The sequence below is a fragment of the Nitrosospira briensis C-128 genome, assembly GCF_000619905.2.
Taxonomy (GTDB): Bacteria; Pseudomonadota; Gammaproteobacteria; order Burkholderiales; family Nitrosomonadaceae; genus Nitrosospira; species Nitrosospira briensis.
Genome location: NZ_CP012371.1, coordinates 2,019,604 through 2,046,315, shown reverse-complemented (window position 1 = coordinate 2,046,315; position 26,712 = coordinate 2,019,604). Strand labels below are relative to the sequence as shown.

General features: G+C 50.9%; 26 protein-coding genes and 1 tRNA gene. 6 read left to right on the top strand and 21 right to left on the bottom strand.

The genetic code is table 11. The annotated features are described in order from the left end of the window. Window positions 1-73 precede the first annotated feature (73 nt). The 8 genes from F822_RS09305 to F822_RS09270 form a co-directional block, all read right to left on the bottom strand. Entirely contained in the window at window positions 74-796 is a 723-nt protein-coding gene (locus F822_RS09305; RefSeq protein ID WP_025040912.1) for a class I SAM-dependent methyltransferase, read from the bottom strand. A 223-nt stretch (window positions 797-1,019) separates the two neighbouring features. After that, a complete protein-coding gene (locus F822_RS09300) occupies window positions 1,020-1,607 on the bottom strand; it encodes an acyltransferase (RefSeq protein WP_025040913.1) in 588 nt (195 codons plus the stop codon). Window positions 1,608-1,668: 61 nt separating this feature from the next. Continuing rightward, window positions 1,669-2,622 carry a glycosyltransferase family 2 protein gene (locus F822_RS09295; protein WP_082204627.1) on the bottom strand — a complete coding sequence of 318 codons (954 nt, stop codon included), beginning with the start codon at window positions 2,620-2,622 and terminating at the stop codon, window positions 1,669-1,671. A gap of 172 nt (window positions 2,623-2,794) precedes the next feature. After that, the gene (locus F822_RS09290; RefSeq protein ID WP_025040915.1) at window positions 2,795-4,096 is read right to left on the bottom strand and encodes an ArnT family glycosyltransferase; all 1,302 of its coding nucleotides are present in this window, start codon (window positions 4,094-4,096) and stop codon (window positions 2,795-2,797) included. Window positions 4,097-4,372: 276 nt separating this feature from the next. Continuing rightward, on the bottom strand, window positions 4,373-4,762 hold the full coding sequence (locus tag F822_RS09285) for a GtrA family protein (protein WP_025040916.1): 390 nt from the start codon (window positions 4,760-4,762) through the stop codon (window positions 4,373-4,375). Between the two features lie 48 nt (window positions 4,763-4,810). After that, entirely contained in the window at window positions 4,811-5,515 is a 705-nt protein-coding gene (locus F822_RS09280) for a class I SAM-dependent methyltransferase (RefSeq protein WP_025040917.1), read from the bottom strand. 29 nt (window positions 5,516-5,544) lie between these two features. Further along, a complete protein-coding gene (locus F822_RS09275; RefSeq protein ID WP_025040918.1) occupies window positions 5,545-6,477 on the bottom strand; it encodes a glycosyltransferase family 2 protein in 933 nt (310 codons plus the stop codon). Window positions 6,478-6,795: 318 nt separating this feature from the next. Beyond that, window positions 6,796-8,274, bottom strand: a complete 1,479-nt coding sequence (locus F822_RS09270; RefSeq protein WP_231623450.1) for a PEP-CTERM sorting domain-containing protein — start codon at window positions 8,272-8,274, stop codon at window positions 6,796-6,798. 524 nt (window positions 8,275-8,798) lie between these two features. Between F822_RS09270 and F822_RS09265 the strand changes: the two genes are divergently transcribed. The 5 genes from F822_RS09265 (at window position 8,799) to F822_RS09245 (ending at window position 12,358) form a co-directional block, all read left to right on the top strand. Further along, on the top strand, window positions 8,799-9,533 hold the full coding sequence (locus tag F822_RS09265) for a GNAT family N-acetyltransferase (protein ID WP_025040920.1): 735 nt from the start codon (window positions 8,799-8,801) through the stop codon (window positions 9,531-9,533). Window positions 9,534-9,550: 17 nt separating this feature from the next. After that, on the top strand, window positions 9,551-9,802 hold the full coding sequence (locus F822_RS09260) for an acyl carrier protein (protein ID WP_025040921.1): 252 nt from the start codon (window positions 9,551-9,553) through the stop codon (window positions 9,800-9,802). Next, entirely contained in the window at window positions 9,799-10,656 is an 858-nt protein-coding gene (locus tag F822_RS09255) for a hydrolase 2, exosortase A system-associated (protein WP_025040922.1), read from the top strand. The genes F822_RS09260 and F822_RS09255 overlap by 4 nt, the downstream gene beginning before the upstream one ends. After that, window positions 10,653-11,522 carry a hydrolase 1, exosortase A system-associated gene (locus F822_RS09250; protein WP_025040923.1) on the top strand — a complete coding sequence of 290 codons (870 nt, stop codon included), beginning with the start codon at window positions 10,653-10,655 and terminating at the stop codon, window positions 11,520-11,522. Before F822_RS09255 ends, F822_RS09250 begins: the two co-directional genes overlap by 4 nt. Window positions 11,523-11,728: 206 nt before the next feature. Beyond that, window positions 11,729-12,358 carry a tetratricopeptide repeat protein gene (locus tag F822_RS09245; RefSeq protein ID WP_025040924.1) on the top strand — a complete coding sequence of 210 codons (630 nt, stop codon included), beginning with the start codon at window positions 11,729-11,731 and terminating at the stop codon, window positions 12,356-12,358. Between the two features lie 55 nt (window positions 12,359-12,413). Here F822_RS09245 and F822_RS09240 read toward each other — a convergent pair whose 3' ends face one another. From F822_RS09240 to F822_RS09205, 8 genes are all read right to left on the bottom strand, one after another. Further along, window positions 12,414-13,472: an SDR family oxidoreductase gene (locus F822_RS09240; protein ID WP_025040925.1), complete on the bottom strand. Its 1,059-nt coding sequence runs from the start codon at window positions 13,470-13,472 to the stop codon at window positions 12,414-12,416. A gap of 107 nt (window positions 13,473-13,579) precedes the next feature. Next, window positions 13,580-14,860: a nucleotide sugar dehydrogenase gene (locus F822_RS09235; RefSeq protein WP_025040926.1), complete on the bottom strand. Its 1,281-nt coding sequence runs from the start codon at window positions 14,858-14,860 to the stop codon at window positions 13,580-13,582. A gap of 538 nt (window positions 14,861-15,398) precedes the next feature. Then, on the bottom strand, window positions 15,399-16,511 hold the full coding sequence (locus F822_RS09230) for a fatty acid desaturase family protein (protein WP_025040927.1): 1,113 nt from the start codon (window positions 16,509-16,511) through the stop codon (window positions 15,399-15,401). A 150-nt stretch (window positions 16,512-16,661) separates the two neighbouring features. Continuing rightward, on the bottom strand, window positions 16,662-17,210 hold the full coding sequence (rfbC, locus tag F822_RS09225; protein ID WP_025040928.1) for a dTDP-4-dehydrorhamnose 3,5-epimerase: 549 nt from the start codon (window positions 17,208-17,210) through the stop codon (window positions 16,662-16,664). Then, the gene (gene rfbA, locus F822_RS09220) at window positions 17,207-18,094 is read right to left on the bottom strand and encodes a glucose-1-phosphate thymidylyltransferase RfbA (protein ID WP_025040929.1); all 888 of its coding nucleotides are present in this window, start codon (window positions 18,092-18,094) and stop codon (window positions 17,207-17,209) included. Before rfbA ends, rfbC begins: the two co-directional genes overlap by 4 nt. Beyond that, window positions 18,091-18,993 (bottom strand): dTDP-4-dehydrorhamnose reductase, encoded by a 903-nt coding sequence (gene rfbD / locus F822_RS09215; RefSeq protein ID WP_025040930.1) that lies wholly within the window; start codon window positions 18,991-18,993, stop codon window positions 18,091-18,093. The genes rfbA and rfbD overlap by 4 nt, the downstream gene beginning before the upstream one ends. Further along, the gene (rfbB, locus tag F822_RS09210) at window positions 18,993-20,054 is read right to left on the bottom strand and encodes a dTDP-glucose 4,6-dehydratase (RefSeq protein WP_025040931.1); all 1,062 of its coding nucleotides are present in this window, start codon (window positions 20,052-20,054) and stop codon (window positions 18,993-18,995) included. The genes rfbD and rfbB overlap by 1 nt, the downstream gene beginning before the upstream one ends. Window positions 20,055-20,108: 54 nt before the next feature. Continuing rightward, window positions 20,109-20,840 (bottom strand): pseudouridine synthase, encoded by a 732-nt coding sequence (locus F822_RS09205; protein ID WP_025040932.1) that lies wholly within the window; start codon window positions 20,838-20,840, stop codon window positions 20,109-20,111. 144 nt (window positions 20,841-20,984) lie between these two features. On the opposite strand from F822_RS09205, the gene F822_RS09200 reads away from it, so the two are divergent. Then, a tRNA-Val gene (locus tag F822_RS09200) sits at window positions 20,985-21,061 on the top strand. Window positions 21,062-21,228: 167 nt separating this feature from the next. Here F822_RS09200 and F822_RS15610 read toward each other — a convergent pair. The 5 genes from F822_RS15610 to F822_RS09175 all read right to left on the bottom strand — a co-directional run bounded on the left by F822_RS15610 (window position 21,229) and on the right by F822_RS09175 (window position 26,481). Then, on the bottom strand, window positions 21,229-21,807 hold the full coding sequence (locus F822_RS15610) for an FxDxF family PEP-CTERM protein (RefSeq protein WP_025040933.1): 579 nt from the start codon (window positions 21,805-21,807) through the stop codon (window positions 21,229-21,231). A 205-nt stretch (window positions 21,808-22,012) separates the two neighbouring features. Further along, a complete protein-coding gene (locus F822_RS09190; protein WP_025040934.1) occupies window positions 22,013-23,461 on the bottom strand; it encodes a mannose-1-phosphate guanylyltransferase/mannose-6-phosphate isomerase in 1,449 nt (482 codons plus the stop codon). Between the two features lie 112 nt (window positions 23,462-23,573). Then, complete coding sequence (gene galE, locus F822_RS09185) at window positions 23,574-24,623, bottom strand: UDP-glucose 4-epimerase GalE (protein WP_025040935.1); 1,050 nt, start codon at window positions 24,621-24,623, stop codon at window positions 23,574-23,576. A gap of 402 nt (window positions 24,624-25,025) precedes the next feature. After that, window positions 25,026-25,409: a UDP-N-acetylglucosamine 2-epimerase gene (locus F822_RS16095; RefSeq protein WP_442934887.1), complete on the bottom strand. Its 384-nt coding sequence runs from the start codon at window positions 25,407-25,409 to the stop codon at window positions 25,026-25,028. 76 nt (window positions 25,410-25,485) lie between these two features. Continuing rightward, a complete protein-coding gene (locus tag F822_RS09175) occupies window positions 25,486-26,481 on the bottom strand; it encodes a glycosyltransferase family 2 protein (RefSeq protein WP_197272807.1) in 996 nt (331 codons plus the stop codon). Between the last annotated feature and the right edge of the window lie 231 nt (window positions 26,482-26,712).

The following is a 26,712-nucleotide window of genomic DNA, read 5'->3' as shown; positions in this document are numbered from 1 at the left end:
GCTTGGAGGGTTCTATATGAGCACTCAAGAAATTGGTAAATTGTGGTGGGCGGAGATTTGCTGGATATTCCGTCTACCTGGGCCAGCTCGCCCGCATTAATAACGAATTGCACAATTCGGGATAACTGACGCCTACTTTGAGCATGGCCTGCAAAATCGCTTCGCTGAGATTCAAATCGAGCATCTGCTGTGTCGTGATCGGTTTGAGCAAGAGGCCTTCAACCTTGCGCACCTCCAACCCCTCGCTCTGCACCATCGCAAGCAAAGACTCCAGCGTGAAATAGCGTTTATGGCCGAACTCGAGATCCGCTGAGCTTAAAGCGCCCATGTCGGCGAGCAAGCCCGCGGCGTACCCGAAACGGCGGTGCAAAGACTCAGCGTTGGGGACAGCAATGTATATCGATCCATCCGGGGATAACAGGCGGGCATACTTTCGGATAATCAAAGCAGGATCGTCCACATGCTCAAGAATAAAGCCCATGCTGACAGCATCGAAGCGCTCGTCGGTCTCGAAGTCCTCGAAATAACCATGGATAATATCGATTCCTTCAGTTGCAAAACGCTCGCGGAAGCGATCGATCATTTCCTGGGAGCCTTCCAGCACGCGATAACGCTGGAATGCGTTGGCAAAGTATTCCGTAGAGAAACCATGTCCCAGACCCAGTTCCAGCATGCTGCCAGTTCGAGCCTGCGCCATGTCCACAACTCGCTGCGGATACCACTGCAGGGTCAGATTATTATCCAGAACATAATTTCGGTCGTATGCGGTTAAATCCTGATCAATTTCCTGGCTCATGGATATTCCTTTGTCATTCTCGATAGATGTTCTTGAGTGTATAGGTCAGGCAAGTTCTCCTTTCGAGGCTAACGGCCTCGGGATGGAAAACCTGAATGGCCGAAAAGAGGACTGAAGCATTACCCAGTGGACACAATTTTCTGCCGTAAAGGATGCAAAGCAGCTCATGAGAAGGGTTTGCACACGAGTTTCCACTCCCGGTTCTTCGAAGCCAACCCGTCATTTAATTCCTGATGGATCGTTCTGCCAAATATCTTCTTTCCAGCTCCAGGAGATCCCGGCTTCTATTTTTTATTTTTTTGGCTGGCGTTCCGAAATATACCGCCCATGGATCAGTCGACTTGGTTACCATGCTACACGAACCGATTGCGGACCCCTCTCTAAGTATTACACCAGGAACAATAACGCTTCCCGCACCGACAATGGCATGACGACCTATCTCAACCCGCGCTCTCGAGATCTTGCGAAATTCCATGGGTACGGTCGGATTTGTTAACGCGTTTCCGCCATAATCGTCCGATTGAGCAAATATAGTTACGCCAAATGCCAATCCCGAGAAGTCCGCCATGATAATGCCCTCGCGGCCAGCGATAACTCGACAGCCATGAGCAACGTGAACATTCTTGCCAATCTCGACATTTCCGGAGAGGATACAGAAATCGTCCACGATGGAAAAATCGTCAATCGAGATATACTCCGGCATGTAAAGACGTGAAATACGGCTTATAAGCACATCCCGGCCCAGTTTCCTGAATTTCATTCCCTCGAGTTCTGGTCTTGTATAGTAACGATCTTTTTCTTGTTGGTTCATGACATTCCGATAACTGAAAGGAATCGAGCGAAATAATGAAGGGTTATAAAAGGGTGAATGTTCAGCGGTAAATATCCCTGACTATATACGTCGGACGGTTTTGCACCTGGGTGAATACTTTTCCGAGATATATACCGACAATGCCCGTCGCCGTGGTCAAAATACCAAGACTAAGCGTCATGACAGTCATTAGCGAGGTGAAACCCAGCAGGGTGTCGTCAAAAAATAATTTCCGAAAGATCAGGTAGAACGCGAAGGAGAAACTTAGCAGGGTTATGGTTACCCCGGTGTTGAACAGCCAAACCAAAGGCTGGGCGGAAAAAGAACTGACTGCGTTAACCATCAAGCCTATACGCCGCATGAGCGTATAGGTACTGCCGCCAGCGCGCTGTTTTTTTACGATGGGCAGGCCAATCTGCTGGAATCCGGTCCAGCTCATCATCCCGCCAAGAAACAGGTTACGGTCGCCCATTTGCAACAGCGCTTCGACATAGCGACGCGACATGATCCTTTCGGTAAGGATATTTTCGGGAATCTTTATATCGCTGAGCAAATTGAATCCCTTCCAGAACAGGCTTCCACTTATCCGCTCGAATCGTCCGCCCTTGCGCGCTTCCTGGTAACCAAAAACAACGTCGCAGTCCGATTCACGAAGCTTATGGTGAAACTCAGCCAATATTAAAGGCGATACTTCCAGGTCGCAATCGATGAGGAAGACCAGTTTCCCCTGCGCATGCTGCAATCCGGCTTGTATCGCATGATGATGGCCAAAGTTGCGTGACAGATCAATTATTGCCAGTTGGGAAATGTCAGTCCTGCGTTCCAGCGCATAGGCTAATGAATCGTCCGGGGATCCATCATTGACCAGCAATATCTCAAAGTGATCGCATTTTATATCGGATAAAGCTTGTAGGCATTCGGCAAGAAACCGCTCAAGGAACGGTCGCGATCGATACATGGTAGAGACGATGGTAATATCGGGCAGCATATCGGTAGTCTGGGATTGTTTTGTCATCTAACGCTATCCTGCCGCAGGGTAAAGGGTACTTGGGTTGTCCTGGATGTTACGCCTCGAAAAAAACAAATCAAGCTACGGTGGACGAGCGGATTTCCTCACGAAACGCGGCTCGACTTCCGATAGGTTTGCACTATCACACCCAAAGCAGCCATATTTCCCCCCACATTCATCATGCACCGGGGAGTGCAGCAAGTGCAGCAACCCGTTTTCTTGAATTCAACATCTCATTTACGATCCAGGCGACATACGCGATAACAAATGGCATGACAGGAAAGTGATAACGCGACTGTCCGGAAAAAACAAGACTGATAAGAGTGAAATAGATTGCGATTACCAAACCGTAATACATGGCAGGCTTTGCCGGCGTACGCAAGAGTTTCCAGATCGCTACTGCGAAGCCGCTCAACAGGAGAAAATAGTAAATCTGATTGATTACGCGCACCGACCGAAACCATTTGGCATGCTGGTCATACCAGGGGGTACCGGATTGATAGCCCCACTCCCCTTCGCCATCCATGCCCCAGAAGCGGAAGAATTTCTTGGGCATCATGCCGATAAACGTACCCGGGTTTTCGAGAATCCACTCCTTGGCGAGCTTTCGAGCGCGTTTATCCGCCGCGACCTGGTCGGCAACGCTGAACTCGGCTTGCTTGAATAGCGGGTCGGTTTCAGAGTAATCATGCCCATAGTCCCCAACAACGGATGGATTATTCCCGGCTAAAAGAGATGTTCCACCGTTTGTCGAGACAGGAACAAATTCATCAAAAACAAGGTAGTTTCGCAAAGTCCACGGCGCTATTACAGCCAGCATCAGTATTGAAACCGCTATAGCACGGATGACTCCGGCTTTGAGGTCGAGCAGAGTCCAGCCCCGGGAATAAGCAATCGCGGCGAGGATCGGTGCGAGTAGCAGCGTTTGTGTTTTTATTAATGTGGCTAAGCCCAGCGTTATGCCGCATAACAATATGGCCAAGGCAGAGTGACGGCTTAGCATCAATAGACTAACAAATAGGAGCACGCATGTGTAGAGCACTTCGGAAGCCACCAATGGTATGTAGGCTGCGCTATTAGGATACAGAGTGAGCAGAAAAATACTCAGGCGAGCTGTCGAACTGCTTTTAAATACAGTTTTCACAAAGTAAAAGAGCAGCCAGAAAGTGCATCCCGCCAGAACCAGATTGGCAAATTGCACCGCAATGAGATGCGGACCGGTGAAAGTAAACAAGAACGCAAGAAATGCAGGATAACCGACTGGCCAGTAAGCAGTTGGAAAGCCCCCTTCAGAATATGAGCCATGCTCTACGATGTTGACAGCCCTGCTGAAATACCACATTGCATCGGAACTTGGTTCTACAGGAACAAAAAGAAGAAGCGCAAGACGGGTTCCGATAAATACGGAAAAGCACACGGGGGTAAACCACGGATGCATGAGCAGGGACTGAAGCCGTGCAAGTAAGGTATCAACTTTCATCGTATTTTTTGAAAAAGAGCGAAAAAGTTGATCGGGGCGGCTGCCGAAACACCAACATGAGCACCATCATGAGATTAGTTGATCGGTCCGGCGCTCTTTCTTCCTTAAAATATTATCCTTACCCTCGTTCTCGAGTATATTGCCGTGGCGGAATTTTTGCCGCCACATCTATTCGGCGGCAGTGTGGCGCCTTGCCGACCCCAGAACCTCAGATTCGGAGATGTGCTTATCGAGATCAAGTCCCTGCGCGTTCCAGAGCATCGCGGAGCCTGACATTCACCCACGATTTGGGGTGAAAACATAGTACCGGCTGCCAAGATAAAAGACGACGGTATAAGGTACTATGCCTATAGTCTGTGCAAGATATGAATTTATTCCGGCGCCATCCCGCAACCCGTAAAGCGTCATCAAGTTTGCAATATAGGCAAGCAGAAAAGCCAGCAGGAAACGCGCAGCAGTGGGATAAATGCCGCCATTGTGGCGAAATGTCCATTTTCTGTTAAAAAAGAAACTCAGCAGCAATCCAAAACCGTATCCGAGCAGATTAGAGACGAAGTCATCGAGTCCGGCGAGGCCTTTTGCAGCAAATATAACCGATAGACCGAATAATGTATTCGCAACCCCCACCAGAATAAAGCGTAATGGTTGCAGTAAGCTTGCAAGCACGTGTGTTCTCCACTTGCCGTTGGCGAAAAACGCGACGTAACGGGGAGGCTAGTCACCTTTTGCGGCGGTTACATAATATTGGGCACCAAGCGGTAGCCACCCCAGCGAGGCCTCGATGCTCCGGATAAAGCTGAGCAGCTTTGGAAAAAAAACCCGGTAGCTCACCGACGCAGATGGGAAACCCGCTGACCTGAAATTTCTGTACATGGTGCTGGCCCTGATCAGCACGGCATTTTCATCAAAGGGACAGGAATTAACCGCCCGAACGGTAAGCGGATTGAGGGGATTATGCTCATAAATCATGACGATCCCGTTCCGCTTCAGAACGCGCCGCAGTTCCCGCAATAAATAAACATGTTCCTCGGGAGAAATATGATGGAAAACACAACAGGCGTAAGCGGCATCAAAGCTGTTATCTTCGAACGGAAGCGCCCTCCCGTCAAAAGCGATATATTTCGCCATACTGCCGAAATTTGCAGCCGCAATTTCAAGACTGGCTTCTGAAACGTCCAGACAAGTAAGGTGTGCGGAAGGAAAATACTTACGGAAGAAAGGCACTGAAGTACCCACTCCCGCTCCAAAGTCGAGGAAGGACCCATCTATCTCAATATCCCGGGCCACTTGAACAATTCTTCTCAAGTCCTTCATTTTGTACTCCGCGAAGTACTCCGGGTTTTCGCCTGAAGCGACTATATTTTCGCGATGAAGCGACTTGTATTCTTCGGCAAATTTATCGAACTCTGCGCGATCCATTTGGGTTACCTGATCGGTTGGTCGTGCCGCTAAATCATTTTCTCAATGATGTATCGGGGCCTGCGTTTCGTCTCGGCGTAAATCTTGGCAATATATTCTCCTATAATCCCTAGGCTTAAAAGCTGGATTCCGCCTAAAAAATACATGGGGATCACAGTGGACGCCCATCCCGGCACGCTTCCATCGAAGAAAAGACGCGCTATCAACGCCCAGCTCCCGATGGCGAAGCTGAACATGGATACGGTGAATCCCAGTAGTGTAATCCATCGCAGAGGAAGCGATGAGAATGAAGTCAGGCCGTCCCACGCCAGGGCAAGCATCTTTTTTAAAGGATATTTTGATTCACCGGCAAAACGCTCGGCGCGCCTGTAATATACATTTTCCGTTTTGAAACCAAGCTGGGGAATAATTCCGCGCAAGAATACATTGGCTTCGCCATACTGCTTCAAGGCCTCTATCGCGTGGTAGCCCATCAGGCGATAATCTGCATGGTTAAATACGATATCAACACCCAGCAGGCGCAGCACCCGATAATATCCTTCTGCACTCATTCTTTTGAATCGCGCATCCGTTCTGCGATCCACCCTGATACCATAGACGATTTCAGCACCTCCCCGATATTTGATCACCATCTCCCTTATCGCCGATAAATCATCCTGAAGATCTGCGTCAACACTAATTATCGCGTCCCCGCTAACGGTCATGAGCCCGGCGATCAAAGCGTTCTGATGCCCGCGATTTCTCGACAGTTTAATGCCATGCATTGAACTATCACATCTTGCGACATTTTCGATCAGATTCCATGTTTTGTCTTTCGAGCCATCGTCTATAAAGGTTATCGTACTCTCGGGATCAACCAGTCGCTCGGCTATAAGCCGATTCAGCAGTTCCCGGAGGTGGCTGATCGTGGTTCCAAGCACTTCTTCCTCGTTAAAACATGGAACTACTATTGCGAGATTCATCTATACCTCATCTTTACTCGGTCCATCTCGCGCGCATCGGTAGATTACAAAAGAGAACCGTGCCTCTTCGTATTCCAGCGTTGCGCCTGAGAACTATTTGTTGGAGTGATCCCGATGTAGCTGACGACCATCATTCTTGCTCATCTACGACATATTTGCGGAAATCTGTTGCGGGATAGGCCGAGCATGACACATGAGATCAGCATCGGCCAGAAGGATAATCTTGGCAGGACGGAATTATCTCCTTCGATATGGGCGATTCCGCGTAGCTCATCCGATCAAGTGAAAAAGAAAACCTCTCAGCAATGATCGCAAATTTCAAATTTGCCTGTCACGTGCGGGAGCAAGGCATGGCGTTCCGGAAATCGTGTCAAGCACCTCTGATCGCGATTGAGGAGAGCGCCAGCTTTGCTGGCGCTTCGGTATTTCTTGACGCCTGCGAGCGAACCATCCGATCAGGCCAAGCCCCGCAAGCAGAAGCGCATATGTTTCCGGTTCGGGAACCACCCCCGCGACCGGCTTGTATAACCACACAGCGGCATCCCACGCTCCGCCGTTCTCAGGGGCAATCTGGTCCAGCGCGACGAACGCGCCCAGCGTGGGATCATAATGCCACTTACCGAGAACGCCGGTAGCAAAATCACCATGAGGATGACTTGACGTCGAGCTTTGCATCTCATGGATAGTCCACGTGGTGTTGGAGCCGATGTTGCCATCTGCGTCGGTGAGAACGTTCGCTGCCCAAACTGTTCCGCCGCCGCCACTTCCATCCCATAGCACAACCATGTTATCGGCCGAATCATAACCAATACCATAAGTCGCACCCATTACGAAATCACTGCCATCGCTGTTTACGAGATTGATTCCGATATCGGCATTACTATTGGGATTGGCTGCATTGGAATTGTCCAAATCCCATATGGCCAAATCTGCCGTGTATGGCCCGATATGATTGGCGGTCCTAATGTAAAGGTTGTGCGTCGTATCAATTGTTGCGGTGCCCTGGTATCCGACAGAATTCCATGTAGTGCCAATAGCTTCCCATGAGTCCTTACCGCCGTTCCTCACGTCCCCCACTGCATAGCGATAGAGTACCGGAAACCCTGATGCATTCGAGTCTGCGGTAAGGTAGACTACGTCCTTGCCGTTCTCGGTACGGTAGGCAGTGGTAGCGTTAACGTAAATAGGCGGTTCAGATCCGGTCCATTGCCCTTGCCGGTCGGTCCACATGTTGCCGCCTTGCGCAATATTGGTCGTATTCCAGCCCGAACCGGTCGTACCACCGACCTTATTGGGATCTGCCTTATCAGGATCCCACAAGAAAGGACCGGCACGGGTCACATTCTTGCCATCCGTCTTCTCGAAATTTCCACCGTTCTGCGCTGCCCCTCCGAACGTAATGAACATCTTATTGACAGGCAGATAGTTGTTGTTGTCGTAGGTATGCGCCGATTGTGGCGCCGCGCTGTCGACGATAAATCCATGGGCGTCTATTCTGCTTGGGAGAGAACCCCGCTCCCATTTGCCTGTAGCGCCATCCCACACGTACATTTCATTACCCACGTAATTCGCGTGGCCGCCGCCCCAAAGCATCATTTGTCCACGACTTGAATCCCAGGCGAAAGAACTCCAGGCATTCACAATAGCGCCGGGCCAACTATTCGGTACCGCATCGGCGCCTACCGGCCAAGCATCGGAAAAGAGGTTGGTGCTTGCCTTGACCCAACCACCCTCAGGCGTCGCCGCCAGCAGTGATGACAAACGTTCGAACGAGGTGTCCGCATATGCTGGTGCCATGAAGAATGACGCTGAACTAGTGACGAGGAGAGCGGAAAACGCAAAATTTGCCACCCGATTGTTCCGCGCATGCATACTCATATGGGCTCCCCGTTTTTGTACGTTAAGTTTATGCATACCCCTACTCTTCCCAATCAGGGCAACTTTTTTGAAGCGTACAAGAAAATACATTGAAAAGTAAAGCGATTTCTACTTTTAAGAATTAACCTTCCGTGACTTATAGTACTATTGACGCGTTTTTACCAAGAGTCACAAAATAACGCCGCACGGAACAGAACCCAACTGATTTTCTACCGAGATCTTGGCGATTTCGGTATCAGAAAGCCACTATTCCTGGGCTAAAGGCTGCAGCAGCGGAATTTACCAAAGTCTGCGGATAAAATAAGAAAACTGGATTGAAGATGCTGGCGCTTCATTCTCGGTCCCGCTTATAAAATATTCAGGTCGCCGGACTGGTTTTATTATGTCGTAATTTCTCGTTACCACCTGTATTTGATATCTTGGCTACTCAATGGTTTTGCGTGATGACCTCAATAGCAGTGAAAAAAAAAGCATTTCATCAGATGTTACAACACTGGGGTTGGTTCAATGTCGGGCTTTTCGTACTCGGCAAGTTTTTGGGGATGATATCAAGAGGAAAGATTCGCCTATACAGGTATTATTTAATCGCCCAGCCAGTCGCAAAGACAGCTTTACTTCCGCCGGGAAGGGGCAGGAAAATAGAAATCCGGCTGATTCAAGAGCAGGACGAGATCATCCGGGAGTTTCCCAGACCTGCCGCGGTGATCCGAGCCAGGTTCAAGCAAGGAGCCAAATGTCTGGTCGCTTTGAAGGGGGAGCGCTTTATTGGTTTTCTGTGGCTATTGCTGGGAAGCTATCAAGAGGATGAAGTGCGGGCCCGCTACATACCGCTACCGGCAGAACGGGCCGCTTGGGATTTCGATGTGTATGTGACGCCGGATCTCCGACTGGGATTGACTTTTCCGCGTCTATGGGAACAGGCAAACCGCATCTTGACTGAAAATAACATTTTATGGTCGTGCAGCCGTATTTCCGCATTCAACTCCGGTTCACTCGATGCCCATGCACATTTTGGAACATTGCCCTTGGGCAGCGCACTCTTTTTTTGTGCCGGCCGGTGGCAAATTACGTTCTCCTCTATATCGCCCTACTTTCATTTGTCGTCCCGCCCCGATTCATTCCCGGAATTTCGTCTTGATACTGAGGGGCTTGAGGCGTCTTCCTGCTCAAAAAGATAATCAACTATGGAGTAAACATGCAGCATCTTGAAGAAGTAAAGAAAATTCTGTCCGACGTACTGAGCCTCGGGGAACGAAAAAATTCCCTCAATGAAGATTCCTCCTTGCTCGGCAGCATTCCCGAATTGGACTCCATGGCGGTGGTTAATCTGATCACCGCCATGGAAGAGCATTTTGATATAACCGTCGATGATGATGAGATTACCGCAAGCACCTTTGAAACCGTTGGCACACTGACGCGCTTCGTTGAGCAAAAATTGGCTGAATGAACTCATTTTTTCACGTCGCTCCCGCCACGCCTTTCTTTTTAAAAGCGGAGTTGGGCGAGCGTTTTTGTCTTTTCTACGCCCCTCCTCCCGGTTGGGAATACCGCGGTGTGCTGATTTACGTTCATCCCTTCGGCGACGAAATGAATAAATCGCGCCGTATGGCGGCGATGCAGGCAAGAGCTTTTGCTGCGGCGGGGTTTGGCGTGCTGCAGATAGATCTTTTCGGCTGTGGAGACAGTAGCGGCGAATTCGGGAATGCAAGCTGGAATATCTGGAAGCGGGACCTGGCTGCTGCATGGAGTTGGCTGGAGGACAGGGTTGCCGCTCCGATCAGCCTCTGGGGTCTGCGCCTGGGCGCTCTGCTAGCACTCGACTTTGCCAGGAGCTCGGAAAACGCAATTGACCGAATTATTCTTTGGCAACCTGTAATTAGCGGAGAATCTTTCCTGACCCGGTTTTTGCGCCTTCGGCTCGCCAATGAAATTCTTTTGGGCGAGGCCGGTACAGAAAAAAATACCGGAACGAATGCAATGCGCAATGCCTTGAGGGCCGGAAATCCGCTTGAAGTAGCCGGCTATGAACTCGCACCGGACATGGCTGCCGCCATTGATATCTTGCAAGCGGCTGAGCTACTCGTAACACGATGCCCCGTTCACTGGTTCGAGGTTGTGGCTGAACCGGGCCGTTCCATGACAGCGGCCGGAGCGAAGGTTGTCACCGCATGGAAGCAGAATGGCGTTGATCTGCATTTGCAGCTTGTGCCTTGCTTACCGTTTTGGGCGACACAGGAAATCGCGGAGTGTCCTGAACTCGTGTTGGCGACAGCTGATATTTTTGCTGAACAAGCCAGATGAATTTCGAGGAACGCGCGCTTGCCCTTCAGTGCAATGATTCGTGGATGTATGGAATTTTGAGCCTGCCTGAGCGAACTGCTTCGAGAGGTGTGCTGATCGTTGTGGGCGGGCCGCAATATCGGGTCGGAAGCCATCGCCAGTTCACATTGCTTGCTCGTCACCTCGCCTCTATCGGCATACCCGTTCTACGTTTCGATTACCGAGGAATGGGAGATAGCGAAGGCGCCCCGAGAACTTTTGAAGATTTGGAAGATGATCTCCACTGTGCGATAGAACGTTTTTTTAAAGAAGTGCCGGCGCTCAGTAATTTGGTGATTTGGGGCTTATGCGATGCTGCCTCAGCTGCGCTTTTCCATGCGCACCGCGATCGGCGCATAACTGGCCTGGTATTACTGAATCCCTGGGTAAGAACAGATCAAGGTGCTGCAAAAGCCTATCTAAAACATTACTATCTCGCTCGCATTCTCGACCCTGAGTTCTGGAGAAAGGTGTGGAGCGGGCGTTTTAATTATGCCAACGCAACTCAATCTCTTGTGAAGACTGTCGAGAAAGCCCTGCCGGGTCGAAAAATTGCAGCCGCGAGTGATAAGGCTGGCGATAGATCCTGTGATTTCGCCAGCTTGCCGGAACGAATGCTGGATGCACTCAGTCGTTATAAAGGAAAGATACTGCTAATAACGAGCGGGGACGACCTCACCGCCCAGGAGTTTCTGGAGCTGGTTAAAAGTTCGCGTGAGTGGCAGCGACTGCTGGCGGCACCAGGTGTATCGCGTCTGAATTTACCGGAAGCTAACCATACTTTTTCGCGGCGCGCATGGCGCGATGAGGTAGCCGTTGGGACGAGCGACTGGATTCAGTCGTGGTGAAAGATTAACGATCGTTTTCGATCGGGCCTTACTCGACATGAACGGTTTCTCGGCATGAACATCCGAGTGCGCCAATGGAAAAAACCTGACGTACTCGCGAGTCAGGAGTCATAATTGATACACCTTTCCGGAAAGCGCTGGATGAACTGTACTGTACTGCGCTTGTTGAAGCGTCCTCCGAAACACGCTAATTGTAAGGAACGTTTATGAAAGCTATGCCGTTCATTGTTATATTAGTTGTCTCGATTATTTCAGCAGACCTCAAGGCGGCTCCCGCTCCCTATTGTGGAGAAGTCATACCAGGAGGTGCGGGAGGTGATTATACGAACAGCGACTATAGAGGAAATCTGAAAACCGTTGAAGATTATCATTTTACGCCTAATGTCGAGAAACTGATCAGTGGCAACACCGGATACATCGGCGGAGACTTGAGCTACACACTTCTGCTGTTTCCGAATCACCATCGCGCATTGGCAGCAATGGGTAAACTTGCCTTAAAGGAGAAAACCTTAAAGCCGAGCGGCTCCAAATATTCGGTTGAATGCTTTTTTGATCGAGCCATGCGGTTTAAACCAACCGATGGCATGGTTCGTATGGTATATGGCAATTATTTGATGAAAGCAGGGCAAATTGATAAGGCCACAGAGCAGCTTCAGATAGCGGCTGAGCTCCAGCCAGAAAACCCTACCATCAACTACAATCTCGGCTTGCTCTATATGCAGAGGAAAAACTATGAACAGGCAAAAACTTATGCAAAGAAAGCGTACGAACTGGGCTTCCCCCTTCCGGGTCTGAAAAATCAGTTGATAAAAGCAGGAAAATGGGACGGTGATTGAAAGGCGCGACGGATCAGCTTTGAGAAAAGCCCGAATATACGATAAAAATGTGTATCTAAGCCGATTCGCCCGTTGCCTCTTCCTCGGGCGCAAGATGGGCGATATACCAGGCCATGGCCTGCTTGAGCCCTTCATCTATCCGATGAGTTGGCTCAAAACCCAACATTTTTCCGGCCTTGGAAATGTCCGCCTGAGAATGTCGTACATCACCCCTGCGAAAATCCGCGTACGTGGGCTTATGGTTCCGCAAGTCGGGAAATTTCTCCACAAGTAGCGCGCAAATCATCTCATAGAGTTGGTTCAGACTTGTACGCTCGCCAACTGCTACATTGTAAATCTGATTGGCTGCTTCGGAATTTTCAGCCAGCGCCGCAAGAAGATTAACTTGAACGACGTTCTCGATAAAGCAGAAATCCCGGCTGGTTTCGCCATCTCCATTAATGTATAAAGTCTGACCCCGGATAAGCGCAGCAATCCATTGAGGAATCACTGCCGCATAAGCGCCATTTGGATCCTGCCTGGGGCCAAAAACATTAAAATAGCGTAACCCTATGGATTGCATACCATAGCAGCGCGCGAATACATCTGCGTAGAGCTCGTTGACATACTTGGTAACGGCATATGGCGAAAGGGGCTGGCCAATTACCGACTCCACCTTGGGCAGACCGGGATGGTCGCCATATGTCGAACTGGAGGCTGCGTAAATGAAGCGCTTCACCTGGGCGTCACGCGAGGCCACCAGTAAATTCAGGAATCCGGAAATATTGCTTTCATTTGTCCGGATAGGATCTTGAATAGACCGCGGCACAGATCCAAGCGCGGCCTCATGCAGCACATAATCCATGCCTTTGCATGCATCCCTGCATGCTTGCAGGTCCCGGATATCCCCTTCGATAAAGCTGAAATTGAGCCAGGCCTCTTCCCCCACCAACTCCCTTATCTGCTCGAGATTATGCCGGTGACCGGTCGAAAAGTTATCCAGACCTGTTACCTTTTGATTCAGCTTGAGCAAAGTCTCCAGTAAACTGGACCCGATAAACCCGGCAACGCCGGTGATCAGCCAGTGATATGGGTGATTCTTCAAATGCTGAAGCACGTCTTGGTATCTTGTCATTATTCGATTAGCCCTTCCTGAAGAATCTGTGAATAATTTCCGATTTTACCAGCTCAGTCGTCAAACAAGCGCTCCGCGAAAGATTTGTTCAGCGCTCTTCATTTTCTTCAAAGCCGCCAGACGTTGAAACCGGCCTCACGCAGGGCTGCTGGGTCAAACTGGGATTTAACATCGATAAAGCAACCTTTAGCGGTAATTTTGGATTGGAAATCGGTCAAGGGTCTATTCATAAATTGCCGATGCGAGACGGCAACAATGAGTGCATCAGCGCGTGGAAGATTTTCCCATGACTCAAGTTCCAGGCTATATTCGTGCCGAGCTTCTTCGGGATCGGCTACAGGATCATGGATGTGAATTTCTATGCCATAGGACTTGAGTTCGCTGATCAAGTCGGCAGTTTTAGAGTTTCTGAGATCGGGGCAGTTCTCTTTGAAGGACAAGCCCAGCACATTCACTCGGGCACCCTTGACATTAATGTCAGCCTTGATGATGTGTTTTATGGTCTGCTCAGCAACAAATTTAGCCATACTATCGTTGATACGCCGGCCAGCCAGAATAACCTGTGGTATGTAGCCGATCATTTCAGCCTTGTGGGTAAGGTAATATGGATCGACACCAATACAATGGCCCCCAACTAGGCCGGGGCGAAAAGGAAGAAAATTCCATTTCGTGCCGGCTGCCTGAAGAACCTCCATGGTGTCGATTCCCAGCTTATCGAAAATGATGGCTAGCTCATTCATCAATGCGATATTCAAGTCACGCTGCGTATTTTCGATCACTTTTGCGGCTTCGGCCACCTTGATACTGGATGCACGGTATACGCCTGCGGTAATGATGCTTTCGTAAAGCGCGGCGATTTTCTCCAACGTGTCCTGGTCGTCTCCCGACACAACCTTCAAGATACTGGTAAGCGTATGCTGCTTATCGCCAGGGTTAATACGTTCTGGGGAAAAGCCGACGTGAAAGTCATCTTTCCATTTCATACCAGAGTGCTTTTCGAGAACCGGAACGCAGATTTCTTCCGTTGCGCCTGGGTAAACCGTAGATTCGTAAATAACGATGGCGCCCCGCTTCATATGTTTTCCGACGACCCCGCTGGCGCCGATGAGCGACGAAAAATCGGGCTGATGAGCAAGGTCTACCGGGGTGGGAACTGCGACAACGATATAATCAGCCTCGGACAGCTCAGCCGGATCGGTGGTAACAGACAAGTGACATGCCGCTTGTAGATTATCAAAGGAAACTTCGCCGGTCGGATCTATGCCGCGCTTGTAGCTGTCGACTTTGCTGCTGGAAAGATCATATCCTATGGTTCGCCGCTTTTTTCCAAATTCAACTGCCAAGGGTAACCCTACATACCCCAATCCAACTACAGCCACCAGGCTCATCAGTTATCTCCCACTCCGTTTATCATTCATATCGGCAAAGCGCCCTGCCGTACTGTACTCCAACTCCCTATCATCCGGCAGTATCTCCTTGAATAACATTGTACTGAAGTGCAATTTCCACAAGACTTATTTCAGATATCATGCCGGCAGGTGACTCAGAGCAAGAGCGTGGGAAAATCCGGCAGCAAATCAATCTCAGGAGGAACAGCCTGAGCAACGCGCCGACCGGGGCCGTAAGTACTTCGCGGATTGCCTGGAGGCAGGGATCGAAAACGCAACAAACACGACATGGCCCCGGCAAGAATAAAACAGGGCGTAGATTGTTACTGGAGCAGGGGAACTATTACTTGATACGCCGCCACTTTCGCAAATCTGCCGGGCACGGGAATGGTCAGCTTGCTTCGAGCTGATGCATTCATTTTTAGTGGCTCGCTTCCTGTCGGCCTTGTACGTTTAGGCATCATAACGCCCATTGCCTGACGTGTTTATTGGAGTTTCAGATTTTTTGTCCGTGGCGCAACAGCAGCCCGGTTCTTTATCAGGCATTTCTTTGTCTGCGTACGCTATCCTCAAACGCCGTATCAGAATTGGCTACGTCAGCTTGACGTCCCTGGGCATTTGCAGACGCTTCACCCCAAATCCGCCGCAGTGCATCCCACATACTGGTCCGCACCGTCTTCAGATAAAGTGTGTTGTCGCTCAAGCCATTCACGAGACGTCGTTGGGCCTCACCGAGGTTGTGGTAGGGCAAGCTCATGAAAAGATGGTGGGTCGCGTGATAGCGCAAGCCAACCGGAGCCCATAAGGCGGTAATGAACAGGTTGCCCGGAACATTTATCGAGTCGAGGTATTGCTCGTGAAATTCCATGGGTTGATCACCGGGATTGCGATAAGCATGTGCGCTCAGCGTACGCAAGGAATTTATAAAAAAGATGAACATTGCAATGACATACCAGAAGACCAGAAAGTGATAGGTCAGCACGCCCAGCGCAATACAGGCAACCACCGCTGTTATGAATACAAAAGCGGCAAACTCCTGGAGTTTCCAGTGCTTGTCGCTGCGAATCGCATTTTCCTCACGTTTGTAATTCATATCGATGGTGAGAGAAGAAGCCCGTTCCCAAACCAGTTTACGCAGCGGGGGGATGAAATACGATAACGGCGTGAGAACCAAAAAACGGATGATGAAAAAGAGCGGCAGAATAAATGAGAGCAGTACATAGCCGACCATGATCACCGGCCTCAAGGTAGCAAAAGGGACGTATTCCCCATCCTTGGCGGTACCATAGACATCACGCTTGTGATGATCGTTGTGAACGCCGTCATAGGTAAAAGAGGGAATCAGCAACGGTATGCCGCATGTGACGTTCCACACCAGGCGGAATAGCCCGAATGTTCCCGTTTTCAGGTGGGCCAGTTCGTGAATGAAAATAGCTGCACGATAAAACGCAAGTGTAGCGATAATAAAAAGTGGAAGTTGCCAGGCAGAAAACAGCGGCATGGACAGGACAGCCAAAAAGGCGGCCCAACCCAGCGAGATATGAAAGAGAAAATCCGCCCAGTAAATCCAGGGATTGGGCGTCATGAGATCGCGGACAAGACTGTGCGCCTCCCGCAAGGGAAATTCCCGGCCCGCTGTCGTTTCTATCATTCCTGGATACTCATAGAATCGTTCGTTTTGTGATTGAATCAGGATTGTCGGGCATTTACTACTTGATCAAATCATCCATGTTTCCTATGTCGATACACAACCCGAAGGGTTCCTCGGCTTGGCACACCACAAGATTGCAGGCGAGAAGCCTCAAAATACCTCGGCATCAGCCAGCGTTGGTGCAATTGCGTCTTTCGCCGAAATAATGGGTTGCGCACCCGCTTCGACTGGCCATGAAATCGCGATTTGCGGGTCATTCCAAACAATGCTGCGCTCAAAGTCGGAAATGTAGTAATCCGTAGTTTTATACAAAAAATCGGCACTTTCGCTCAACACGTAAAAACCATGGGCAAAACCCGGTGGCACCCATACCTGACGGTAATTATCTTCGGTTAATTCCACCCCGACCCACCGGCCAAAAGTTGGAGATGACTTGCGGATATCGACCGCCACATCAAAAACCGCACCGCGTACTACACGCACCAGCTTGCCCTGAGGCTGTCGGATCTGATAATGCAAGCCGCGCAATACACCTTTGACCGAGCGGCTATGATTATCCTGCACGAAGTTTACGCCAAGCCCGGTAGCCTGGCTGAAATTTTTCTGATTGAAGCTTTCGAAGAAGAATCCCCGGCTATCACCAAAGACTCTCGGTTCGATTATCAGCACGTCCGGAATGGCGGTGGGAATTACCTTCATATGACCACCCGCTCATTCAAGAGACGCAATAAATACTGACCGTAGCCGTTTTTTTCCAAGGGTTTCGCCAGCTTCTCAAGCTGCGCGGCGTCTATAAAACCTTGACGATAGGCGATCTCTTCCGGACACGCTACCTTGAGACCCTGGCGGTGCTCAATGGTTTCGATAAAATTGCTGGCTTCAATCAGGCTTTCGTGAGTACCTGTGTCCAGCCATGCATAACCACGGCCCATGATTTCGACGTTAAGCTGGCTGTGTTCCAGGTAGCTTCGGTTTACATCGGTGATTTCCAGCTCGCCCCGAGCGGAAGGCTTGAGCCTGCTGGCAATATCGACAACCTGGTTATCGTAGAAATACAGGCCGGTCACAGCATAGTTGCTCTTGGGCCGGACCGGTTTTTCCTCCAGCGAGGAAGCCTGATTATGACCATCAAAAGCAACCACGCCATAGCGCTCGGGGTCTTGTACGTGATAGGCGAATATGGTCGCCCCTTCCTGCTTTGCCATGGCGCGCTGGAGGCGCAGGTGCAAATCGTGTCCATAAAAAATGTTATCGCCGAGCACCAGGGCGCTGGGATTATGCCCGATAAAGTCTTTACCAATGGTAAAGGCCTGAGCCAACCCATCCGGACTGGCTTGCACGGCATATTGCAAGTTCAGCCCCCAATCGCTTCCATCGCCCAGCAGTTGTTCAAAACGCGGCGTGTCCTGCGGCGTGGAGATGATGAGGATATCGCGAATACCCGCCAGCATGAGTGTACTTAACGGATAATAGATCATCGGTTTGTCGTAAATAGGCAGCAGTTGTTTCGAAACCGCCTTTGTGACTGGGTAAAGCCGGGTACCGGATCCGCCGGCGAGGATAATGCCTTTACGCTGGGTCATCGATTCTTCTCAAGGGTTTCAGTGAGCATGCGTGCTACACCCGTTTGCCATGAAGGCAAACTCAAGTCGAAGGTGCTTTGCAGTTTTTCGGTATCCAGACGCGAATTTTTCGGTCGCGTGGCGGGTGAAGGAAATGCACTGGCAGGGACCGGGAGGATATTTTCCTGCGCCACCTCGAGCCTGACCCCAGCTTGACGAGCAAAGTTTAATACAAACCGGGCGTAACCGTACCATGAGGTTTCGCCCGCTGCAACCAGATGATAAAGGCCGGATACGTTCGGCCGCTTCACGGCCGTCCGAATGGCATGGGCAGTAATATCGGCCAACAGATCGGCACCAGTGGGCGCGCCGATCTGGTCGTCGATAATGGTGAGGCGATCGCGCTCCTGTGCCAGGCGCAACATTGTTTTTGCGAAGTTACCACCCCGCTCGGCAAAAACCCAACTGGTGCGGAAGATCAGATGGCGGCAGCCAGACGCTGAAATGGCGTTCTCGGCTTCAAGTTTTGTCCGACCGTATACATTCAAAGGCCCGGTAGGGTCGGTTTCTACCCAGGGTTTGCTCCCACTGCCGTCAAATACATAATCAGTGGAGTAATGGACCAGCCAGGCGCCAAGCTTACCGGCTTCTCCAGCAAGAGTAGCCGGAGCAAGGGCGTTAATAACATGAACCCGTTCCGGCTCGTCTTCAGCTTTGTCCACAGCGGTATGTGCGGCCGCATTCACTATCACATCGGGTGAAACCGTCCGAACGGTTTGCGCAATACCATCAAGGTTTGTGAAATCACCGCAGAAATCCTGGTTGTCAAAATCGACCGCTATCAATTCGCCTAACGGCGCAAGACTGCGCTGTAGCTCCCACCCCGCCTGCCCATTTTTACCGAACAGCAGAATTTTCATCAGGTGCGCCCATTGTAATTCTTCTCAACCCAGGTCCGGTAGGCGCCGGACTGAACATTGGCGACCCAGGACGGATTGCCAAGATACCATTGCACGGTTTTGCGTATGCCTGTTTCAAAAGTCTCAGCAGGCTTCCAGCCCAGTTCGCGCTCGATTTTACTCGCATCGATTGCATAGCGGCGGTCATGACCAGGACGGTCAGTGACAAAATTGATCAGGTTACGGTAGGGCCCGCTGGCTCGAGGTCGTAACGTATCCAGCAATGCACAAATCGTATGGATGATGTCGATGTTGGGTTTCTCGTTCCAGCCGCCTATATTGTAAATCTGCCCGGGAATTCCCGCTTCCAGCACACGACGGATGGCGCTGCAATGGTCTTTTACATATAGCCAATCGCGAATTTGCTGACCGTCTCCATACACAGGCAAGGGTTTGCCGGCAAGCGCGTTGACGATGATCAACGGGATAAGTTTTTCAGGGAATTGATAAGGACCATAGTTGTTGGAGCAATTGGTGGTGAGCACAGGCAAGCCGTAGGTATGATGATATGCACGCACCAGATGGTCGCTGGCGGCTTTGGTCGCCGAGTATGGGCTATTCGGCTCGTAGCGGTGCGCCTCATCGAAGGCTGGCTCGCCCTTGGCGAGGGAACCATAAACTTCGTCGGTCGAAACCTGGAGGAAGCGAAAATCCCGCTTTGCATTTTCATCCAGGGCATTCCAGTAACCGCGTCCGGCTTCCAGAAGACGAAAGGTACCGACGATATTGGTCTGTATGAAGTCTTCCGGGCCATGAATAGAACGGTCGACGTGACTTTCAGCGGCAAAATTGACGATGGCGCGGGGTCGATAGCGTCGGAGTAGATCAGTTAAGAGGGAAGCGTCGCCTATATCGCCTTTTACAAAAATGTGCCGCGCATCTTCCACCAGCGTGGAGAGATTCTCCAGATTACCCGCGTAGCTGAGTATGTCGAGGTTGATTACCGCTTCGTCAGATTGCGCCAACCAGTCCAGCACAAAGTTCGCACCAATGAATCCGGCGCCGCCCGTTACTAAAATCATTGTTATCCTTCGACTTGAGAGACTAATCGCATGGCATTTAGCGGGAACACCGGGTCAAAACTCTTCGCCATGCCGCAAAAAACGCCATTTTTCTACCGGCAGGTCACCCAATTTTACCCTGCCAATGCGGACGCGCTTTAACCCAGTAACTTTCAGTCCGACCAATTCGCACATTCTACGGATCTGGCGTTTCTTGCCTTCGCGTAGAATAAAGCGTAATTGGTCCTTATTTTGCCGGATCACTTCGGCGCGCTTTAATACCTGACCATCGAGGCTCAGGCCATGGTTCAGCAGATCCAATGCGGGCTTCGACAAGATTCCCTCGATACGCACCAGGTATTCCTTCTCAATCCCCGATTCCGCGCCGATCAACTGTTTGGCAATGCGACCGTCCTGCGTGAGCACCAACAAGCCGCACGAATCGATATCCAGCCGACCCGCAGGAGCCAGACCTTTCAAATGCATCGGACTGAAGCGTTTTGGTGTTTGATCGCCATGAAAGCGCGATTCCTTGTTAACCAGGCTGATCGCGGGCTTGTATCCTGGTTCCGGTTGCCCTGATACGTAGCCGATGGGCTTGTTCAACAGTATTGTAACTTGATCTAGCTGCTGGGCTTCCGCCATGTTATGCAGCCTTATTTTCTGCAGGGGATAAATCTTTGTACCCAATTCGGTGACAGGTTCGTCATCGACATATACCCATCCGCGTTCGATGTAATTATCCGCTTCCCTGCGAGAACACAGCCCTTGTTGAGACATGAGCTTGGATAACCGGATTTTTTCCATGGGTCCCCGTGAGTTCCTGTAGCGGCTTTATGATCGACATTGAAAGATATTCTCCTCCTTCCCGCCCCTTTTGCCGGAATTTTGCCAGAGTTCGATTATTATAATTTGAACCCCCCTTCTGTTTCATATAAAATTCGATTTTCCAGGCGCGTAGCTCAGCTGGTTAGAGCACCACCTTGACATGGTGGGGGTCGTTGGTTCGAGTCCAATCGCGCCTACCAGGAACTTGGCGAGAGTATAAATAAGCCCCGGCATTCGCCGCTCAATAAACCGCCCTTGGCGGTTTTCTTTTGCGCGCCCGGCATGGCGCACAAAGAAACGGCCTCTTGCAAGAGGCCGTAACAATGAATTACAGAGTAGATACAATAATGCCTGAGTCTGGCTTGATTCAGGACGTCTTGCGGCTACTCCGGCGGCGAACAACCGCACCCATCAATCCCAGGCCAGCCAACAGCATGGCATAGGTTTCGGGCTCGGGAACCGGCGCCGCAACTGTCTCGATCGAGCCGGAGTAAATACCGCCCAGTGTACCGCTCGTCACGCCACCTATGCTGAGATATGCCGGACCGGTAATAGGTTGATCCCAGGATAAGCTGAGATGATCCTGCGTGTTGCCGGCCGACGGAAGCACGACCGACTTCAGGACCTGATCATCTCCGGTTCCCTGCAGTCCATCAGTACCAAATGTAACCAGCGACATTGTGGACAGTATTGTTCCCAAGCTGCCTACATTCGGAATATCCAGCGGAAAATTGACGACACTATAGCCGGAACTCATGTTGGGTTGCGACAAAGTGAAGGTGAAAATATCGCTGAAGCTTTGCTGATTCCCCAACACGCTACCCGTGAACGTCGTGGGCACGCCGGGAGACACTTCACCCAGGGCAGTTGTTGTTGCATTCGCGCCGACGCTGACTCCTGCCAGAATCGCAACACCAATGGCTCGCTTCAAAAAAATATTAACCATGATTGTAATCTCCTATAAGTACGTACTTTGAACACTTGGATACCAACGATCTGTGCAGTTTTGCAACAGCGTCGATAATTATTTTTTACTGTACTTACTACACCGGATCTGGAAAAATTTAACTCGCAGAACTCGAGGTATGAAGGTTACACCTGAGAAACGAGGGGTCAATAGACCGTATGGACTAGCAAGGACCAAAAAGCATTTAACCTTCTTGCCGTCCGTAAACATCCTCAAAGCGCACGATATCATCTTCGCCCAAATATGAGCCTGATTGGACCTCGATCATCTCAAGGGGCACGCAGCCCGGATTTTCCAATCGGTGGCGAGTACCCAACGGAATAAAAGTCGATTCATTTTCGGATACGAGATAGCTGGCGTCACCCCGCGTCACCTGTGCCGTTCCGCTTACTACAATCCAATGTTCCGCACGGTGATGATGCATCTGCAGCGATAGGGCTGCCCCGGGTTTGACAACGATGCGTTTTACCTGAAAACGCTTGCCGGCATCGACAGCATCGTACCAACCCCAGGGGCGGAATACCTTGCGATGCAATTCGCCCTCGGGCCGACCCTGACGCTTTAAGCTATCAACAATTTTCTTCACGTGCTGCGTCTTGTTCATGTGGGCTACCAGGATGGCGTCCGCCGTTTCGACCACCACCATATCCTCTACCCCTACGCACGCCACCAGTCTGTGCTCCGCCATGATCAGCATGTTATGGCAATCATCCAGCAACACATCTCCTTGCGATACATTGCCGTGATGATCCTTGGGCAATACCTGCCATAAGGAATCCCATGCGCCAACATCAGACCAGCCAGCCGACAGCGGAATCACCGCACCCATCGGCAATGAGTCATCGCCCACAGCAATACGCTCCATGACCGCGTAATCGATCGAGTCGCTCGGACATTGCATGAATGCTTCTTTGCTCACGCGTAAAAAATCGCCATCCACAACACCCCGATCCCACGCTGCACGGCAAGCCGCCAGGATGTCCGCTCGACAGCAACCGATGGCCGAGATCCATACCGAAGCATGCAGCATGAATAAGCCGCTGTTCCAGAAGTAAGAACCGGCGTCAAGATAAGCTTGTGCCGTTGCGAGATCGGGCTTCTCCACAAAACGCGCTATCCGATTGACCCCATCCTGTCCGAGAGGCTCACCCGATTGAATGTAGCCGTAACTCGTCTCGGGTGAATCCGGCTTGATACCGAAAGTCACTACCATGCCTTCATTGGCTAGCGTTATGCCTTTGCGTACCGCCGCCTGAAAACCTGATATATCCAGAATCAAATGATCAGCGGGCATCACCAGCAGGACTGGATCGTCTCCGCCGCGCATTGCCGCCAAGGCAGCCAGAGTCAGGGCGGGTGCGGTATTACGCCCTACGGGTTCAAGCAGGATCGTGCCTTCGGTTTCCATCAGGCGTAGCTGTTCCGCAATTACGAAACGGTATTCTTCGTTGCAAACGATCAGCGGTGACCCGAGTTCCACACCGGTGAGCCCCTCCATGCGTCTCACCGTGGACTGCAACAGTGAATCTTCTCCAATAAGCGGCAAAAGCTGCTTGGGATACTTCTCGCGCGAGAGCGGCCAGAGGCGCGTGCCGGAGCCTCCAGAGAGCACAACAGGAATCAATGGCTGCATGAACCTTCCATAGGGCGATATTCCCATCCGTTAAAAATCTATTCCTGAAACCACTTACTGCCGGTTCCGATTGCTGACCGCCGGTTAATAACGAATAACGCGGACCTCTTCGTTAACGTCGGCCTTCAAATCCCTCGGGATTGGCACTTTGCCAGCGCCAACTATCGGCGCACATTTCCTCCAACCCACGTTCCGCCTTCCAACCCAGTAAATCAAATGCCAATTTGGGGTCGGCATAGCAAGACGCGATGTCGCCGGGGCGCCGGGACCCAATCTGGTATGGCACCGGCCGACCGCTTGCCTGCTCAAAAGCCCGAATCATCTCCAGTACGCTATAGCCTGTCCCCGTTCCGAGATTTACCGTCAGGCACCCCGCCTGCGCGTGCCGATCCGAAGTACCTGGGGCGGCAACGGCATCCAGGACTTTCAGGGCTTTAAGGTGACCCAGCGCCAGATCCACGACATGGATGTAGTCCCGCACACCGGTACCATCCGGCGTTGGATAATCGTTGCCCCAAACATTGAGAATTTCTCGTCGTCCTATCGCTACCTGGGTAACGAAAGGCATCAGGTTATCTGGAATGCCCTGTGGATCCTCGCCGATCAGGCCGCTGGGGTGGGCACCCACGGGGTTGAAATAACGCAGGATGCCGCAGCGCCAGGAAGAATCACTGCGGTATAGATCGCGCAAAATTTCCTCAACCATCAGCTTGCTGCGCCCGTACGGATTTGTGGTGGAGAGAGGATGGTCTTCAGTTAACGGAAGCCACTTGGGATCACCATAAACCGTGGCGGAAGAACTGAATACCAAGGTTTTCACATCGCACTCAGTCATCGCTTCCAACAGGCGAAGGGTACCGACCACATTATTATCGTAATAAGCCAATGGCTGCTTGACCGACTCCCCCACCGCCTTGAGGCCGGCGAAATGAATAACCGCACTGGCGCCGCTCTCGCGCAATGCTGCAACCAACGCGGCACGATCCCGACTATCGCCACGCACCAGGTGCAGTTTTTTGCCGGTGATGCGCTCCACCCGGGCTAATGCCTCGGGATGGCTGTTGCAGAAATTGTCGAAAACCGTCACGTCGAAGCCCGCATTCAGCAACTCCACGCACGTATGCGACCCGATATAACCTGCTCCGCCGGTGACAAGAATCATGATTACCTATTATCTTAAACTAGAGATTAAATGCAAAGCCCAACTATTGGAATCTAGCTTGGCCGAGTGCATATTCATCGCTGCGATCCGGTGAATCGTAGCAGAATTCAATGGCCTTATTCTATTACACCAGTCCGCTGACTCTGATAATCCAGAAGTCATCCCCCGCGATCTGCTTGCCCTCCCCCGAAGCGCCTTGCACTATTTGTCAACAATTTCGTCATTGGGCAGCCTGAATAACGCAGCAATTATTTTGAGTAGCCCGGAGAACTACAAGCCAGCTTGAACTGACACTCGTCAGATTGCCGTCCCATCCCATCGCTTACTTCAAAACAGGCTTAGGAAGCATTATTCCGTCTATTTCGCCAATACATTAGCGAAATCCTCCAAGCACTCTTAGAGTCAAGTCTTCATCAGTTTCAGTGCCTTGGTCTTCCAACCGAGATTTGGCAGTTCTGAATAATTCTTGTAGAAACAATCTGTTATTTCATATCCCGTGTTGCTCAGAACAGCCAACAAAAAACCAGTCCGAAATACTGTGAGCAACCAAGCGATTGATTTCTTCCGGCATGCTTTTGTCGCCGCTACGCAGTCCCGCTTCAACGCGGCTACAGGAATATTCAGCTTCTTGGCCACAATTGAGCAAGCCAATGTTGAATTCACATCGCCCAAAATCAGCACCGCGTCAGGCCGCTCTGTCTGACAAGACTCCTCAAAAGCGAGCAGGGCCTTGCTGGTCAGTTGAGTATGGCTTCCTCGACCAGCGCCCATGAAGACATTTGACAAAAATATGTTCTCGAACCATATTCTTCGCTTGCCATTTTCTGGGATAGGTTAGCTGAACAGGACAATCGGATTCAGATTACGTGATTTCGCGCGCGGGAATAGGTATTTCCGGGTCAGCTAGAGGCCGGCTTGCGCCGAGCAGCGCTGCAAAGGTTAAGATGTGCCAGTTGACGAGAGAAATCCCCGCAAATGACAGGCTTCGTTTCTTTATGCCGAGCGCAATCCAAAGACTCATCCAAGTGCCAAGTTCCAGCACCAGCCATTTACTTATTATATTGAGCGAGCTGCTGCTGAACGAGATTGCCATCCCTAAGATCGCGAGATGTATCGCAAGTGTAAAAATTAACGGCCATTGGTTTCGCACAGTAAGCCACCACCATGCTTTACGAAAAGCAGAACGCAGGAACATGCCGCCAGCGTGAGCACGACGATTCCGCCAAAGTCTACGAAGCATCTCCCGACTTGATTCTGCATGGCCGGTATGCAATACCGCAACGTCGGGCAATCGGACTAGACGCCAACCCGCGGCATGTAAGCGGAAGCCTAACTCAGCCTCCTCCAAGGCCGGAAGCCAGCGATGAGCGAGATAACCCACGGACTCGATCGCTTTGCGCCGATAAAGACCGCCGCCACCCAGATGATCCACTTCTGTTCGCTCGCTCAAGTTCCCCACTGTCTGAGCACGTCTTGCATCTGCAGCGGTTCGGATATGAGTATCGACAAGTTTTCCGCTAACCCCAGCGAGATCCGGTTCCGCCTCCAGCATAGCCAATGCCTTGGCAATAAAACCAGCCTGCAACTCCATATCGCCATCAAGTACATAAATGTAATCCCCCTTCGCGAATTGATACCCAAGCTGAACCGCAGCGCCACAGCCACAGTCTTCCAAGCGGAAAAACTGTACAATCCGAACGGAGTAGCGACTCGCAATTTCAACAGTTCTATCGGTTGAGAGTGAGTCAACTAAAATCACTTCCCCGTTAATTGATTGTGCCTCACGCACAGCAGCAGCCAGGCAACCGCCAATCCGCGCCTCTTCGTTGAGCGCCTTAATAAGAATGCTAACGCGCACTGTCGCCTTGCCCATAGATCAAGTATGGTAAATTCTTCAAGCCGAAATTCGGATTCGGATACGGATTTGGATTACACGTTCCAATATTATCCGCATGCGTGAGATATTATCAGAAGCAAAGGCAAAGTTAGTACGAAGCACTAATCTGGTTCGATCCCATAATCCTGAATCCGGCAGTTGACCGCTCATTTTTAAATTTTTACCCATAATCCGGAAGGATTTTTTATGACC

What these genes read in the sequence shown, in the direction of transcription:
- F822_RS09305 (WP_025040912.1), bottom strand. Translation starts at nt 796, where the DNA reads ATGAGCCAGGAAATTGATCAGGATTTAACCGCATACGACCGAAATTAT.
- F822_RS09300 (WP_025040913.1), bottom strand. Translation starts at nt 1,607, where the DNA reads ATGAACCAACAAGAAAAAGATCGTTACTATACAAGACCAGAACTCGAG.
- F822_RS09295 (WP_082204627.1), bottom strand. Translation starts at nt 2,622, where the DNA reads ATGACAAAACAATCCCAGACTACCGATATGCTGCCCGATATTACCATC.
- F822_RS09290 (WP_025040915.1), bottom strand. Translation starts at nt 4,096, where the DNA reads ATGAAAGTTGATACCTTACTTGCACGGCTTCAGTCCCTGCTCATGCAT.
- F822_RS09280 (WP_025040917.1), bottom strand. Translation starts at nt 5,515, where the DNA reads ATGGATCGCGCAGAGTTCGATAAATTTGCCGAAGAATACAAGTCGCTT.
- F822_RS09275 (WP_025040918.1), bottom strand. Translation starts at nt 6,477, where the DNA reads ATGAATCTCGCAATAGTAGTTCCATGTTTTAACGAGGAAGAAGTGCTT.
- F822_RS09270 (WP_231623450.1), bottom strand. Translation starts at nt 8,274, where the DNA reads ATGGCACCAGCATATGCGGACACCTCGTTCGAACGTTTGTCATCACTG.
- F822_RS09265 (WP_025040920.1), top strand. Translation starts at nt 8,799, where the DNA reads ATGACCTCAATAGCAGTGAAAAAAAAAGCATTTCATCAGATGTTACAA.
- F822_RS09260 (WP_025040921.1), top strand. Translation starts at nt 9,551, where the DNA reads ATGCAGCATCTTGAAGAAGTAAAGAAAATTCTGTCCGACGTACTGAGC.
- F822_RS09255 (WP_025040922.1), top strand. Translation starts at nt 9,799, where the DNA reads ATGAACTCATTTTTTCACGTCGCTCCCGCCACGCCTTTCTTTTTAAAA.
- F822_RS09250 (WP_025040923.1), top strand. Translation starts at nt 10,653, where the DNA reads ATGAATTTCGAGGAACGCGCGCTTGCCCTTCAGTGCAATGATTCGTGG.
- F822_RS09245 (WP_025040924.1), top strand. Translation starts at nt 11,729, where the DNA reads ATGAAAGCTATGCCGTTCATTGTTATATTAGTTGTCTCGATTATTTCA.
- F822_RS09240 (WP_025040925.1), bottom strand. Translation starts at nt 13,472, where the DNA reads ATGACAAGATACCAAGACGTGCTTCAGCATTTGAAGAATCACCCATAT.
- F822_RS09235 (WP_025040926.1), bottom strand. Translation starts at nt 14,860, where the DNA reads ATGAGCCTGGTGGCTGTAGTTGGATTGGGGTATGTAGGGTTACCCTTG.
- F822_RS09230 (WP_025040927.1), bottom strand. Translation starts at nt 16,511, where the DNA reads ATGATAGAAACGACAGCGGGCCGGGAATTTCCCTTGCGGGAGGCGCAC.
- rfbC (WP_025040928.1), bottom strand. Translation starts at nt 17,210, where the DNA reads ATGAAGGTAATTCCCACCGCCATTCCGGACGTGCTGATAATCGAACCG.
- rfbA (WP_025040929.1), bottom strand. Translation starts at nt 18,094, where the DNA reads ATGACCCAGCGTAAAGGCATTATCCTCGCCGGCGGATCCGGTACCCGG.
- rfbD (WP_025040930.1), bottom strand. Translation starts at nt 18,993, where the DNA reads ATGAAAATTCTGCTGTTCGGTAAAAATGGGCAGGCGGGGTGGGAGCTA.
- rfbB (WP_025040931.1), bottom strand. Translation starts at nt 20,054, where the DNA reads ATGATTTTAGTAACGGGCGGCGCCGGATTCATTGGTGCGAACTTTGTG.
- F822_RS09205 (WP_025040932.1), bottom strand. Translation starts at nt 20,840, where the DNA reads ATGGAAAAAATCCGGTTATCCAAGCTCATGTCTCAACAAGGGCTGTGT.
- F822_RS15610 (WP_025040933.1), bottom strand. Translation starts at nt 21,807, where the DNA reads ATGGTTAATATTTTTTTGAAGCGAGCCATTGGTGTTGCGATTCTGGCA.
- F822_RS09190 (WP_025040934.1), bottom strand. Translation starts at nt 23,461, where the DNA reads ATGCAGCCATTGATTCCTGTTGTGCTCTCTGGAGGCTCCGGCACGCGC.
- galE (WP_025040935.1), bottom strand. Translation starts at nt 24,623, where the DNA reads ATGATTCTTGTCACCGGCGGAGCAGGTTATATCGGGTCGCATACGTGC.